Annotated in this window: 9 protein-coding genes; 8 read left to right on the top strand and 1 reads right to left on the bottom strand. The window is 48.3% G+C overall.

Annotated elements, in window-relative coordinates; all coding sequences use genetic code 11:
• Positions 1-4: 4 nt before the first annotated feature.
• On the bottom strand, positions 5-214 hold the full coding sequence (locus GmarT_RS14725; RefSeq protein ID WP_149302915.1) for a hypothetical protein: 210 nt from the start codon (positions 212-214) through the stop codon (positions 5-7).
• A 340-nt stretch (positions 215-554) separates the two neighbouring features.
• Here GmarT_RS14725 and GmarT_RS14720 point away from each other — a divergent pair, with 340 nt between their 5' ends.
• From GmarT_RS14720 to GmarT_RS14685, 8 genes are read left to right on the top strand one after another with little or no spacing between them, the layout of a single operon-like run.
• Positions 555-2,192, top strand: coding sequence for a DUF1549 and DUF1553 domain-containing protein (locus GmarT_RS14720; protein ID WP_002643756.1), 1,638 nt, complete (start codon positions 555-557; stop codon positions 2,190-2,192).
• Positions 2,192-3,883, top strand: coding sequence for a hypothetical protein (locus GmarT_RS14715; RefSeq protein WP_002643757.1), 1,692 nt, complete (start codon positions 2,192-2,194; stop codon positions 3,881-3,883). The genes GmarT_RS14720 and GmarT_RS14715 overlap by 1 nt, the downstream gene beginning before the upstream one ends.
• A gap of 37 nt (positions 3,884-3,920) precedes the next feature.
• Positions 3,921-5,543: a hypothetical protein gene (locus GmarT_RS14710; protein ID WP_002643758.1), complete on the top strand. Its 1,623-nt coding sequence runs from the start codon at positions 3,921-3,923 to the stop codon at positions 5,541-5,543.
• A complete protein-coding gene (locus GmarT_RS14705) occupies positions 5,540-6,583 on the top strand; it encodes an extracellular solute-binding protein (protein WP_002643759.1) in 1,044 nt (347 codons plus the stop codon). Before GmarT_RS14710 ends, GmarT_RS14705 begins: the two co-directional genes overlap by 4 nt.
• A complete protein-coding gene (locus GmarT_RS14700) occupies positions 6,580-8,049 on the top strand; it encodes a hypothetical protein (protein WP_002643760.1) in 1,470 nt (489 codons plus the stop codon). The genes GmarT_RS14705 and GmarT_RS14700 overlap by 4 nt, the downstream gene beginning before the upstream one ends.
• A 2-nt stretch (positions 8,050-8,051) precedes the next feature.
• Positions 8,052-9,911, top strand: a complete 1,860-nt coding sequence (locus GmarT_RS14695; RefSeq protein WP_002643761.1) for an ATP-binding cassette domain-containing protein — start codon at positions 8,052-8,054, stop codon at positions 9,909-9,911.
• On the top strand, positions 9,908-12,970 hold the full coding sequence (locus tag GmarT_RS14690) for a VWA domain-containing protein (RefSeq protein WP_002643762.1): 3,063 nt from the start codon (positions 9,908-9,910) through the stop codon (positions 12,968-12,970). The genes GmarT_RS14695 and GmarT_RS14690 overlap by 4 nt, the downstream gene beginning before the upstream one ends.
• Positions 12,971-12,998: 28 nt before the next feature.
• Complete coding sequence (locus tag GmarT_RS14685) at positions 12,999-14,015, top strand: AAA family ATPase (protein WP_002643763.1); 1,017 nt, start codon at positions 12,999-13,001, stop codon at positions 14,013-14,015.
• Position 14,016: the final 1 nt, after the last annotated feature.

The following is a 14,016-nucleotide window of genomic DNA, read 5'->3' as shown; positions in this document are numbered from 1 at the left end:
TGGATTAAGCGTCCGCGTTGCTACCATTTTGTTTCTGGTTTTCTCCAGAACGTAAATTCATACATAAGGTAGCGATTCCCCAGATCAGAATAATAAATCCGGCAGTATTCCAGAACCAGCCCAGATCTCTATCAAGAGTCGCAAAGTAGAGCATGCCTGCTCCGGCGGCGATGACAAAAAGATCATCTTTATACCTTTTGATGAACAGCTTCACATGAGTCAGCATTCTTGGATCTGATTTCTTTTAGAAATGAGGTGACAATTGAGAAATAGTTACGCAAAAAGCAGGATAAAAGCGGTCTCACTGTTGAACCGAACCGACAAAATGGCCGTTCACCATCATGAAAGCCGGCTTTGACACCCCAGACGATTTTATCGACCTGTGACAGCAGTGTGACAGGTCAAATCGCCCTTGTATTCACAATCTGGCATTGTACAATTGACTATATAATACAGAGTCTTCATTTCAAAGTCCCGTCTGGGATAAAGCGTACCTTAAATCAGGCAAAATCAACGCCATTGAGGATAGTCGAGAAGTGTTGCGAGAACTCATAATGCGTTTCGATCCACTACGTAAGACAGCAGGACTGTCTGGATTACTCGTATTACTGATTACTCAGACAATGATCTCGGTCTCTCCTGCAACCGCACGCTCAGAAGTTCCGCAGAAAACCGGTTCGTTATCCGCTGAAATTGATCGATTGATTCAAGAGGCACAAAAACGTGAAGGAGTGATTCCAGCGCCTCGTTCGACAGATGCAGAATTCATGCGTCGCGTTTCTCTCGATCTGGCCGGGAAAATACCACCCGTCGCAGAACTAAGAAGTTTTATTGCAGATCACTCATCGCAAAAACGGGAACAGCTGGTAGAGCGTCTCTTGGCGAGCCCTGGTTTTGTGGTGCATTTCACGAACGTCTGGCGCGACATGCTGTTGCCGGAACTGAATACGAATCTCCAGGCCAGAGGAGAGATTCCGGAATTTGAAGCCTGGTTGCGATTACAATTTCAGGCAAATGTTCCCTATGACGAAATCGCCCGTCAAATCATCAGCACATCACTGAGAGCCAACTCACGAAGACAGCCCAGTGAAGTCATTCAGGAACTGACACCCCGTGCTTATTATCTTGTAAAACAGTTCAAGCCCGAGAATCTGGCCGCGGGAACCTCCCGGGCCTTTCTGGGGGTACGAATTGAATGTGCTCAATGCCATGACCATCCCTTTGACAGCTGGAAACAGCAGCAGTTCTGGGAATATACGGCATTCTTTTCGAATATCGATCAGTCAGTTTCAAGTCAGGTTTCCGCTGGATTACCCCTGATTCAATCGGGGCGTGCTCCCCAGATTAAAATTCCCGATACAAATCGGCTGGTTGATGCCACCTTTCTGGATGGACTTCGCCCGGAATGGGAGCCGGGGGAGGTGACTCCACGCTTAAGGCTGGCTGAGTGGATCACAGCAAAAGATAACCCCTATTTTGCCAAAGCAACAGCAAATCGTGTCTGGAGCCTCTTCTTCGGACGGGGAATTGTTGATCCGGTCGATGATTTTTCTTCTACGAACCGTGCCACTCATCCGCTTCTTCTGGAGTTGCTGGCAGATTCTCTGCGTGAGCATGATTACAACTTAAAATTCCTGATAAGCGAAATCGTGAACAGCCAAGCCTATCAGCTTACCAGTCGTCAGACTGACTCCAGCCAATCTCGGGTTGAATGGTATGGTAAAATGCCTGTCCGGGGGCTGACGGCGGAGCAGATCTTCGCCAATCTGGTACAGGCGACAGGATTCTTCAGGCAAACAACTGAGGTCGATCCATTTCTCATTTCTCAAGGGAATAACAGTCCCGAGACAGAAATTGGTGACCTGTTTCAGCAGGATGCTGAAAATCAACTGGACCCGCGGTCAACAATTTTGCAGGCCTTGGCCCTGATGAATGGCACTTTTATGACAAACGCCACCAGTCTTGAACAGTCAGACGTCTTTACGGCGATCGTAGAATTTCCCCAACTGACAATCGCAGAAAGAATTGAAGCTTTTTATCTGAGTACCTTATCACGTTTTCCAACGACATCAGAAACGAACAAACTGACCGACTATATTTCATCTGCCAACACAGAAGATGAGAAAACACATGCTTATTCCAATCTGTTCTGGGCGCTGTTAAACAGCAGCGAATTTTTATTGAATCATTGATGATGAATCCTGTGTCGAAAACCATTATTGTGTTATTTGTGATGGGAATATCTGGCCCCTTTTTAAAGTCCGATATTCAGGCGGGAGAGGTACCCCCTGTTTCGTCCAATCACAATTCTGCCCAGAGGGTCATTTTGCTGGCACCTACTGCTCCGATCATTCTGGAACTCGATCTGCTGGTTGATCAGTCAGACTTCCGATCGATCAGCAACGATTACATTGACAGGATATTTGCATCACTCGATCAAGATGAAGATGGTTTTCTCGATTTAAAAGAATTGAAGTCTCTGCCGGCATTTGGTATTCAGCGTTTCGATAAAGGAAAACCGCAGACACGCCTTCAACAGCTTGATTCAGATCTCGACCAGCGCCTCAGTCTGAGCGAAATTGCGGTCTATCTTCATAGCGGTCAGGGCACTGCATTTCGGATTGCCGGCGTTCCATCACGAAGCTCCCAGGTGATCGAGTTGTTTCGTAAACTGGATCAGGATCAGAATGGCACTCTCAGCGATACAGAACTGCAAAGCAGTCATCAGACACTGTTTCTGTTCGATCGCGATGAAGACGAAGTCCTTAATCTGGCTGAATTACGCCCGTTTAACTCTAACCGATCGAATACGGTGTCCCAGAGCCCATTCCGTCAGGCAGAAGTAGAAACTCCTTTTCTGCGGCTGGATCATGATCGCTCGGTCAACAAAGCCATTGATGAGATCTTAAAGAAGTACATTGAATATACCAATCCTGAAAAAGATGCAATCTCTGTCAGTTGCTTTCAACAGGCTCGACAGGATACTGCACGACTTCAGGATTCAGACCAGAACGCAGATGGCTTTTTAAATCGCAAAGAGCTGTTTGAGTACCTGCAGAGTCCCTTAGTAGATGTTCAATTACAGATCCATATTCCGCGACAGCAAACATTTCGACCGCAACTCAAGTTTCTCAATAAAACAACAAATCGCGTCAGTGAAGTTCAGACGGTTTCAAGTTCCAGAATTGAATTTCACATCGATGGGCTGTTACTGGAATTACGGGTTAAAAGTACCCGTCATCTGCTGGCAGATAATGTGAGATTTTATCAGACAAGATTTCGCGTGGTCGACGGTGATAAAAGCGGATATCTGACTGAAGCGGAATTCAGACAACTGAATTTACCGGGCTCTGAATATCAAAAAGTCGATTTAAATAAGGACGGGATGCTGTTTGTCGAGGAATTAACCGATTTTTTAATCAAAGATACTGCCGAAGTTCAGAATCAGGTTGTCATGACAGTAGCCAATGATGGAAAATCCCTGTTTGAAATCCTTGATTCAGATCTGGATCGTCGATTAAGCCCACGGGAATTGCGAAACAGTAGGCAACGTGTTAAAGAATATGATGGTAATCGTGACCAGGCACTCGATCACAGCGAGTTGAAAGGTCATTTTAAAATTACGTTTGAACTGGGTAAGCCGGAACTGTTTGTATTCGCACCGCGTTCAGGTGCCATGTCGATGCAACAGAATATGACGATCCCGCGAACGGCTAATGGTCCTCGCTGGTTTCAGCGTATGGATCGCAACCGGGATGGAGACCTGTCGCCACGGGAATTCCTGTTTGATCAGGCTCTGTTTCAAAAATATGATACTAACCAGGATCGTCTGATCAGTCCTGCAGAAGCAGAAGCTATCGGAACGTCTGCAAACCAAAACTGAAGCCGGCATTATTCATCCCTGTTTTGAGGTGAGACCAATGGAACAGATCACAAAATCGACTCGATTAATCAATCGCGTTCAACAGCGGATGGCTCTGGCCGTGTGGGGGCAAAAGATTTTCGTATCCTTCTGTATCACACTGGGGGTGTATCTGGCTCTCATGCTTTTCAGCCGATTCTCAGGGTACCTGTCGGACTGGTTTACGCTACCGTCACTGGGAGTCGTTGCAGTCGGGACGGTTGTTCTGTCGATCATACTGTTCCGCAAACCGGACAATGAACAGGCAGCGCGACTGATTGACCAGAATCAGAAAACCAAGGATCTGTTCCTGACAGTCACAATGCTGGAAGAAGCCATTGGGAACTATAAACCACTGGTGATTCAGGATGCCGAACAGCAGGCAGTGAAAATACAACCGACTCAAGTGGTTCCTTTTGTATGGGCCAGGCGTTTTGCGATCTGCTGCTCTGCCGGGCTGGTGCTGTTCCTGTTACTGGAATACACCCCCCAGTTTGACCCGTTTGGCAAAGTTCAGGCAGCGGAAGTCGAACAGGAGAAAGTCAAAGAGTTTCAGAATACGAAAAAGGCAACGCAAGCCCGGCTCGCGGAATTGAAAAACAAAGATGACGGCGACAGTGACGAAGAATCAAAAGAAGTCAAACTGGCTGTCGAAAACCTGAAATCGGATTTTCGCAAGATGGTGCCCGGAAAAAAACTGGAAAATGCAGAGACTCTCGCGGCTCATCAGAAATCTCTCGGCAGCCAGTGGCGAAAACGGGCTGAAGAGAACATGAAAAGCATGATGATGAAAACAGACCAGGCGCAAAAGTTTGGTGGAATGTCAAAAGAAGAGGGGATGCAGAAATGGAGTAAGGAACTGCAGGAAGGCTCAACTCAGTCTCTCATGAAAGAAATGGAAGAACTCAAAGAGAAACTGCAGAGATTACAAAAGGAGACAGACCCGGTAAAACGGGAACAACTGAAAAATGAAATTCAGAAAAAAATGAAAGAGATGGAATCGTTTGCCCGTGAGCAGACCAATTCCAAAGCAATGGCAGCAGCGTTAAAACGGGCCATGAAGCAGATGCAGATGGCTCAATCCAAGGGAATCCCACAGGAAGAAGCGCTTCGGGAAGCCATGCAGTCAATGGATCTGGCAAAAATGGAATTAAAAGAGGTTGCACAGTCGGCGAAAGATCTGAAAAAGCTGGAAGAAGCATTAAGCGCTTTGTCGAAGGCGAAAAAGGTAAATGATAAATCAGGTCTCGATGGAGAAGCGTGCGAAAACTGCCTGACCCTGGAAGACTATGAGGAATTGTATGCGAGGTTGATGGGAGATATGCAGGGAGAAGGGACCGGCGGTGAAGGGCAGGGTAGCGGAGGCAAAGTCGATGAAGATGATACGGGTGACAAAGGTTTCAAAACAGAAAAATCAAAGTCTGCCATTACAGCTGGTAAAGTACTGCTCTCTTTTAAGACAAAAGGACTCAGTGACCGGGGAGAAGCCCGTAAGGATTACAAGAAACTGTTCGGCGATTTGAAACAGGGAATGAGTGAAGCAATCATGCAGGAACAGATTCCTCCCGGATACCACGAAGGCATCAAGAAATATTTCAATTCGCTTGAGAAAAAAACTGAAGAGAACGCAACCGGCAAATGAATCAAACCAGAGGACGCAGGACCTGGTCGGGATGGTTGATGCTGGCGTTTGTTGAGATCGCTGCCATCGTCATGATCGGACTGGTCTTTTATTACCAGAACCGGGAGGAAGCTCTTGTTGTCTACTGCGCCCATGATGCTGTTTTCTCAGAGAAGATTCTCAAACAGTTCGAGCAGCAGACGGGCATCAAAGTCGAGCCGCGTTTTGATACGGAAGCCACTAAATCGCTGGGCCTGACAAATTTAATCATCAGGGAAAAAGATCATCCACGGTGTGATGTATTCTGGAATAACCAGGCTCTGGGTACAGCCGCTTTAAAAGAGCAGGATTTGCTGGCTCCCTACCAGGGACCAGGCTACCAGAGAATTCCAGCTGCCTTCAAAGATCCCGAGGGGCACTGGACGGGGTTTGCGGCTCGCCTGAGAGTTTATATTGCCAATACAGATTCTTATGAACTTTCCTATGAAAATGTAGCGAGTACATTCACAGGGCCTTTGAACCAGGTCGCGATCGCAAAACCTCTCTATGGTACGACACTTTCACATTTTACGGTTCTCTGTGACGCCTGGGGATTAGCCCGACTGCAGGAGTGGTATCGTGCACTACAGGAACAGGGAATACAGGTTACATCCGGCAACTCCAGTGTAAAAAATCTGGTTGCTACCGGTGCATGTATCCTCGGATTAACGGACACCGATGATTATTTTGTGGCCGTTGATGCAGGGCAGCCTGTTGCTGCAATACCGGTATTAGTTGAAGAAAAAGCCCTGCTGATTCCCAACAGTGTTGCCATCATCAAAGGTACAAAACGCCGAAAGCAGGCCGAAGCACTGGTTGATTACCTGCTTTCGGCGGAGGTTGAACTGGAGTTATCGCAATCGCAGTCGCGTCAGATTCCCTTAGGAAAGGTCAACTGGGATCAGGTACCGGAAGAAGTTCAGAAGTTTCGCCCCTATATCAAACAGGCATACCCCCTGTCTGATCTCGTCAATCAGAGAAAGCGGACCTTGGACTGGCTCAAGTCGGAGTACTTGAAATGAGCCTGACCACCGTCTGTGGTGTGACCGTGTTACGCAGTCTCATCATTTCACTGATTGGAGTCTACCTCTGTCAGCGACTGTCGTCTCTGATTGATCGAACTGAAACTCGCTACACCATTTTTGTATGGCTAGTGGCACTGGCTCCGATATTGGTTCCGGAGCTGATTGTCGGCTATACCTGGTCGCTGTTGACGACACATCTGATTCATTTCCCGGTTCTTGGAGAAGCTGTTTATTCGATTCTGGTATTACTGAGAGTCGTTCCAGTGGGACTCCTCTGTTATCACATGACTGCAGGAACGCAAATTTCAGTCGAAGCCGATTTCATCCGCAAGGCTGCTTCGAGAGCTGGAAATGCGATTTCCCGTCTACCCGTAAAGTGGAGTTTCTTTCTCAGAAAAACATTAGTACGCACGGTACCTGTGTGGTGCCTGCTGTTTCTGCTGGCTTTTCAGGAATTTGAAATGGCCTCCTTACTCTATCTGAATTCCTGGACGGTATGGATCTTTGATGCCCAGGCGGGTGGGGTACCAGTCAGAGAAACGCTGGTCTATCTGGTGATCCCGCTGATCATTGAAGTACTACTGATAGCGGGAGTGTTGTATCTGTTAAGAAGTCTGGAACAGCGACCAAGCTATCTGCAACAGCATCGTCACTCAAAAGTAAACCGAATGCAGCGATTTACGGCTGTCAGCTATCTGGCGGTCGCAACATGCTGCGTAGTCCTGATTCCCCTGGCAATGCTGGGCTGGGGTGGATTTCTTTCTCTGAAAATTGTGCTGCAAAATCAATTACAAATCATGGGAACCATTCAGGAATGTGCCTGGGGAGTCTTATATGCGACGACATCCGGGATTGCTGCTTGGGGATTGGCAACCTGCTTTATTAACCGAACGCAATCCCGTTTCATCAAGGTAATCGGCTTGATATGTTGTGTGCCGGGCTTGTCTGGATCATTGCCCCTGGCGCTGATCATTGCATCTGTTTTTTTGACGCGGGCAGGGAACTGGCTCTATGGAACCCCAGTCCCGGTTTTACTGGGTTTTGTGCTGTACCTGTTTCCCCGGGCGGTGTTCATCAAGCTGATATTTCAAAAACAGGAACAAAACGAGTCCATATTCCTGGCACATTTACTGAAACAAGCTGTTTGTTCTCATCAATCAGTGAACGGCGGTCGTCTGTTGTGGGTGACCAGAGGACGCATGCAATACTGGGCCGTTGCGGTCCTGGCTTTCTGGGTCTACTGGGATGTGACGATCAGTTCAATCCTCGCTCCGAACAGTGGTATGACTTCAGCAGTTCGTCTGTATGGGCTGATGCATTATGGCCAGACATCCGTTTTATCAGCAATTAGTTTGATCTGCTGCTGTATTCCTGTTTTACTGGCGATCATACTGTTTCCTGTCGTCCGAAGAATCTGGATTCAATTCAATCACCAGTCTGAATTTAATCATTTCGTGCCATAATAATGTCCACACTCAGTCCACAATCAGAATCGCTGTTATGGTCACTGACTGATGTCAGTCTCAACTGGGCCAAGGGTACGCGGTTGACTGAGATTAATCTTGAGATTCCTGCAGGTGTGACTGCCGTCATGGGATATTCCGGAGCCGGCAAAACGTCTCTCCTGAATTTACTCGTTCAGTTTGAACGCCCTGATCGCGGGACTGTGACACGGACTGAAACATTGCCGTCACAGGCGAACTGCCTGGACCTGTTCTGGGTTCCTCATACGCTGGGGCTCTGGCCGCAATACACCGTATTAGAACATTTGACATTAGTCTGCCCTCAAATCGAGTTGGAGCATTTTTCACCGGAATCACTGCTGGATGATTTTAATTTGAAACCTCTGGCTTCAAAATATCCAGGTCAACTCTCGCAGGGAGAAGCTTCCCGACTGGCAGTTGCCCGCGCCCTGGCGAGCCATGCGCGGGTCATTGTGCTGGACGAGCCTCTGGTACACGTGGATCAGGCACACTGGCCTGCCTACTGGGATGTGATTCGCCAGTTTTGTCAGGAACGTCAGATCTCACTCGTCTTTTCGAGTCATTCCCCAGAACTGGTTTTACGGGAGGCAACATATCTCGTGTGCCTGGAACAGGGGCGGACCGTCTTTGCGGGAGATGTGAATGAGTTATATTATGATCCACCATCTCGCCAGCTCGCCAGTTATCTGGGGCCTGTCAATGACCTGAGCATGGTCGATCGTCAAGCGATTGCAGAAAACGAGAAGCCTCCCCGTTTTACCCGCCCTGAGCAGCTGTCGATTGTCAGCGACGATCAGGGGGTCTATGAAGTACAGGATGTGAAGTTCTGCGGTTCGGTTGAGGAAGTCACTTTGAGCGGTGGTGTAAATACGCAAACCAGTCCGACATTGTATCATCGACCTGCACGAGCCAGTTTGCTGAAAGGGGAGCGTGTTTCAATTCGACTGCTGCTGCTTTTTTTATGCATCCTTTTTCAAACCAGCTGTAATGATAAAACGCCGCAGCTGACGTTTTCCGAGACGGTCCAATGGCCCGTACCCGCGGAAGGCCTGAAGGTTCCTGCGCCGCGCAGTTTGAATGTGGGGCCCGGTGATGAACTCTATGTACTGGATAATGCGGGGCGCGTCCTGGTCTATAATTCGGAAAATGAGCTGTTTCGACAATGGGAGATGCCTGATTTTGAAATTGGCAAACCTGAGGGGATCTGTCTGTTGAAGAATGGCCAGATCGCCGTAGCCGATACACACTACCACCGGGTTGTATTCTTTGATCAACACGGAAAGGTTCTTAAATATCTGGGGGAATTGGGAGAAGGCCCCGGCCAGTTTATTTATCCGGTGTCTGTCGTTCAGGATCCGTCTGGTAATATGTATGTCAGCGAATATGGTGACAATGACCGTGTCCAGAAAATTTCGGAGCAGGGGGATTTCCTGCTGGAATTTGGTAGTGTTGGCACCGGTCCGGGTGAATTTCAACGCGCTGCCGGGATGATCTGGCATGATGGGAAGATCTACATATGCGATGCAGTAAACAACCGGATTCAGGTTTTTTCTGATGAAGGACAGTTTCTCGAGATTCTGGGCACGAAAACCGGAGGTTTGCCTCTCTATTACCCGTACGACATAGCCATCGATCGCCATCACAATCAGCTTTATATCGTCGAGTATGGGGCCGGACGCATCACCAAAACAGAACTATCCGGTCGAATCTTAGGGGTATATGGAAAGACAGGAATGAATCAAGGGGAATTTCTGACTCCCTGGGGACTTACAGTAAATTCCAAAGATCAGGTATATGTGGCTGACACGGGAAATCGATTGATCGTAAAATTGATACCATGAAAATCAAAGAACTTTATCGCCAGTTAGTTCCTCGACCACGCACCCCGGTGACGTGGATGCGGGCGGTTCCTTTGATTTCCTTTCTGGTTCTTTATGCCGTCTTGTGTATCGTGCTGGAACAGTCGGGAGTTTTACTGTTTGCCAGACCGTGGGCTTTTGTATTAATCCTGTTTTCCGTCTGGGTGTGGTGGCTGTCCGTAGCAGGCTATGGTGGCTTGAGCAAAGGCCGGGCGCTGGCCGCCTTGATCTCTCGTCTGGTGATGCTGGGGCTGTTTGTGATGCTGATTGCAGAACCCCGGTCGGTCCGCGTGCGCGATGTCATCTCAGTCGTCTACGCCGTGGATCATTCCGATTCGATCGGTGAAACTTCGGTCGAAACCGCATTAGATTTCGTGATAAATACAGTGAATGGGAAACCCCAGACTGATGAAGCGGGTCTGGTTGTGTTTGGTAGAAACTCAGCCGTCGAACTCCCGCCCCGCGTCTCCTTTCCCTATGAGGCTTTAAATTCTCGGATTGACCGTGATGCCACAAACCTGCAGCAGACGCTTTCTCTGGCTGCTGCGATGCTGCCCGAAGAAAATCGGGGGAGGATCGTTCTGATCAGTGATGGTACTGAAACGGAAGGTTCCATTTCACGAGTACTGGATGAGTTAAAGTCACGAGATATTGCCGTTGATGTGCTACCGCTGCACTATGAATACGACAAAGAAATCTGGCTGGAGAACCTGGAACTGCCGCGGTTTGTCAAGCTGGGAGAAAACTATGAAGCAGCGATTGTGCTTTCTTCGCTGAAACCAGGTAAAGGCAAGCTGGTTTTACGCGAAAACGGCAAAGTAGTTGGTAATCCCCAGGAAGTGACATTTAAAGCGGGTAAAAACCGTTACGTGATTCCGATCTACTTAAGAACCCCCGGTTTTTACGAATATTCTGCCACCATCGAAACCGAACGTGGGGAAGACCACCTTACTGAAAACAATACAGTCTTGAATTATATTTATGTCGAAGGGGAAGGCAAAGTTCTGATTGTCACTAACCCTGCCACTCCTGGTGACGAGGCTGCCAATACAAAAAAAGACTGGCAATCTCTGGAGAATGCCATCCGTGAAGGGGAACGAAATGTAGAGACAATCTCTGCCTATGAATTTCCCAGCGACTCACTCTCACTGATGCCTTATGATGCGATTGTATTTGTCAATGTTCCTGCGGACGCGTTCAATGTCATTCAACTGAAGGCAGTTCACGACGCCATCTTCAACCAGGGGATCGGCTTCATGATGGTCGGGGGAGAAAACAGTTTTGGTCCGGGTGGTTATCATCGTACCGTGATCGAGGATGCGCTCCCGGTTACGATGGACATTACGAAAAAGAAAGTCCTGCCGAAAGGGGCACTGGCGATCATTTTGCATACCTGCGAATTTCCGGAAGGAAATACCTGGGGAAAACGGATCACCAAACAGGCCATCAAAGTGCTGGGCGCACAGGATGAAGTGGGTGTGCTGGTCTATGATTTTATGGATGGCGAAAAATGGCTGTTTAAACTGATGCCCGCAGGCGACTATGAAAAAATGGTTCCCAAGATTAATGGTGCGCAGATTGGTGATATGCCCAGCTTTGCCAATACGATGCAACTGGGATTGAATGGCTTAATTAAAAGTGATGCTTCCACCAAGCATATGATTATCATTTCAGATGGCGATCCTCAGCCCCCCACACCGCAGTTGATTGGTCAGTTTCTAAAGAACAAAGTCAGTGTCTCCATGGTTGCCATCTTCCCGCACGGCGGCGAGGATATCTCCAAAATGCGTGATATCGCCGGAGTGACGGGAGGACGTTACTATTTTCCTTCTGATCCCAATCAGCTGCCTTCCATTTTTATTAAAGAGTCAAAAACCCTGAAGCGGAGCATGATTCAGAACGAAACCATCACCCCAGAAGTGGGCATGATCTCACCGGTTTTAAAAGGGATTGCTGCTATTCCGCAATTGCATGGGTATGTGCTCACGACGATTAAACCGCGGGCAGAGGGGGTGCTGAATGCTCCTGAAAAGGAAGAAGCGGAAGGTGAGATCGACCCGATTTTGTCATTCTGGCGATACGGACTGGGAACCACAGCCGCTTTCACATCAGATCTCTCACCCAACTGGGGAGCCGACTGGGTCAACTGGGATCAGTACCGTGCATTCGTTAAACAGCTGATGATTAAAATCTCCCGAGTACAGAAACAGGATCACCTGAAGATGTGGAGCCATACTTCGGGTAATAAAGCCACAATCATGGTTGAAGACTTTCATCCAGAAGAGTCGTTCTTAAATGTGGCAGCCCGTATCTCGGGTCCGCATGATCGTCAGGAAACAGTTGTGCTTAAGCAGGTCAGCCCCCGTCGTTATCAGGCGACAGTTCCGTTATGGGGAAAAGGCCGTTACCAGGTGATATCGGTCGGGAAGTCAGGAGATCGGGAAGATCACGCAAACGGCGGATTTATCGTTTCCTATTCTCCCGAGTTTTTACGGTTCCGATCAAATCCGATCGTGCTGGATGAGATTGCAGAACGGACAGGCGGTAAGCGACTCTCACTGGAAGATACGTCCGATGATATTTACGGTCGACGGGATCCTAAAATGAGTTCCAATCCCATTTTTGACTGGTTCCTGATCGCATTAGCGATTCTGGTGCCTCTGGATGTGGGAATCAGACGCATTCAAATTGACTGGTACATCATCAAGGGCTGGTTTCAATTTGGAAAAGATGACAAAAACAGTACAGCCACCATGGGCGCCCTGCTGCAACGAAAACAGGATATTACCGAGGAGATGGATTCACGCAGAGGTCAGCCAGACCCGCTGAATCAGCAATCTACCATTGCAAAACTGCAGGAGCAGCGGCAGCAGACAACCAGGACACCTGAACCCGGTAAAACAGAAACCAGGCCGCCCGACAAGAAAACAAATAAACCTCCCGCGCCACCAGCAGGTGGTGCGGAGGGAAATCAAAGCACAACAGGCCGACTGCTCGATTTAAAACGCCGCAGAAATTCCGACGAAGATAAAGATAAATAAGACCGTTTAACATCGTGGAGATATGAAGATGAATCAGCCAGAAACCACTGAAGAACCGATTGTTCTGCAGGCGGAAGCCGACCATTTCAAAAAGAATTTCAATGAAGCCAGATCCGAAATCGCACGGATGATTGTCGGACAGGAGCGGGTGGTGGAATCAACTCTCTATGCCTTGTTTTGCGGCGGAAATGTTCTGCTGGAAGGAGTACCGGGACTGGGAAAAACCGAACTGGTCAAAGCCTTATCACGCGTGCTGGACCTGAACTTTCAGCGAATTCAGTTTACTCCGGACCTGATGCCCGCAGATATCATCGGAACGAATATCATGAGTACCGATGAGACGGGTACTTATCGTTTTGAATTTCGAAAAGGTCCTATATTCACGCAGTTACTGCTGGCTGACGAAATCAACCGTGCTTCTCCTAAAACGCAGTCAGCGCTTCTGGAAACGATGCAGGAAGGCACGGTAACCGCGGCAGGCACTCATTTTCGACTTGACCAACCTTTTTTCGTGATGGCAACTCAGAACCCGATTGAACAGGAAGGAACGTATCCACTTCCTGAAGCACAGCTGGATCGTTTCATGTTCAAGATTAATGTTCCGTTTCCCAGCCGAAGTGAACTCAATACGATCGTACAGCAGACGATTCTGAAGCAACCAGTCGAACTGAAGAAACTACTTAACAGTCAGCAAATTATAGAATTGCGAGGTATTCTGGATAAGGTGGTCGTTGTCGAACCGATCCGGGATTATGCCATTCGCCTGGTCCTTTCGACTCATCCCGGAACCGATTTTGCCGTAGATGATATTCGGCGTTTTGTGCATTGGGGAGCCAGTCCTCGTGCCGCCCAATCGTTAATTAAAGCAGCCCGGGTCCGGGCGCTCAGTGAGGGACGAGCCCATGTGGCCTACGAGGATGTGCGCTATTTTGCCAACGAAGTATTACAGCACCGCGTTCTTTTAAACTATGACGGGCAGGCGGAAAATGTCAGCGTGAAAGATCTGGTTGAACGAATTTGTCAGGAATTACCGGAAAAGGAATAAT

The organism is Gimesia maris (assembly GCF_008298035.1).
Taxonomy (GTDB): domain Bacteria; phylum Planctomycetota; class Planctomycetia; order Planctomycetales; family Planctomycetaceae; genus Gimesia; species Gimesia maris.
The sequence above is the reverse complement of the archived record's forward strand: the minus strand, read 5'-3'. Positions and strand labels throughout refer to the sequence as shown.

What these genes read in the sequence shown, in the direction of transcription:
- GmarT_RS14720 (WP_002643756.1), top strand. Translation starts at nt 555, where the DNA reads ATGCGTTTCGATCCACTACGTAAGACAGCAGGACTGTCTGGATTACTC.
- GmarT_RS14715 (WP_002643757.1), top strand. Translation starts at nt 2,192, where the DNA reads ATGATGAATCCTGTGTCGAAAACCATTATTGTGTTATTTGTGATGGGA.
- GmarT_RS14710 (WP_002643758.1), top strand. Translation starts at nt 3,921, where the DNA reads ATGGAACAGATCACAAAATCGACTCGATTAATCAATCGCGTTCAACAG.
- GmarT_RS14705 (WP_002643759.1), top strand. Translation starts at nt 5,540, where the DNA reads ATGAATCAAACCAGAGGACGCAGGACCTGGTCGGGATGGTTGATGCTG.
- GmarT_RS14700 (WP_002643760.1), top strand. Translation starts at nt 6,580, where the DNA reads ATGAGCCTGACCACCGTCTGTGGTGTGACCGTGTTACGCAGTCTCATC.
- GmarT_RS14695 (WP_002643761.1), top strand. Translation starts at nt 8,052, where the DNA reads ATGTCCACACTCAGTCCACAATCAGAATCGCTGTTATGGTCACTGACT.
- GmarT_RS14690 (WP_002643762.1), top strand. Translation starts at nt 9,908, where the DNA reads ATGAAAATCAAAGAACTTTATCGCCAGTTAGTTCCTCGACCACGCACC.
- GmarT_RS14685 (WP_002643763.1), top strand. Translation starts at nt 12,999, where the DNA reads ATGAATCAGCCAGAAACCACTGAAGAACCGATTGTTCTGCAGGCGGAA.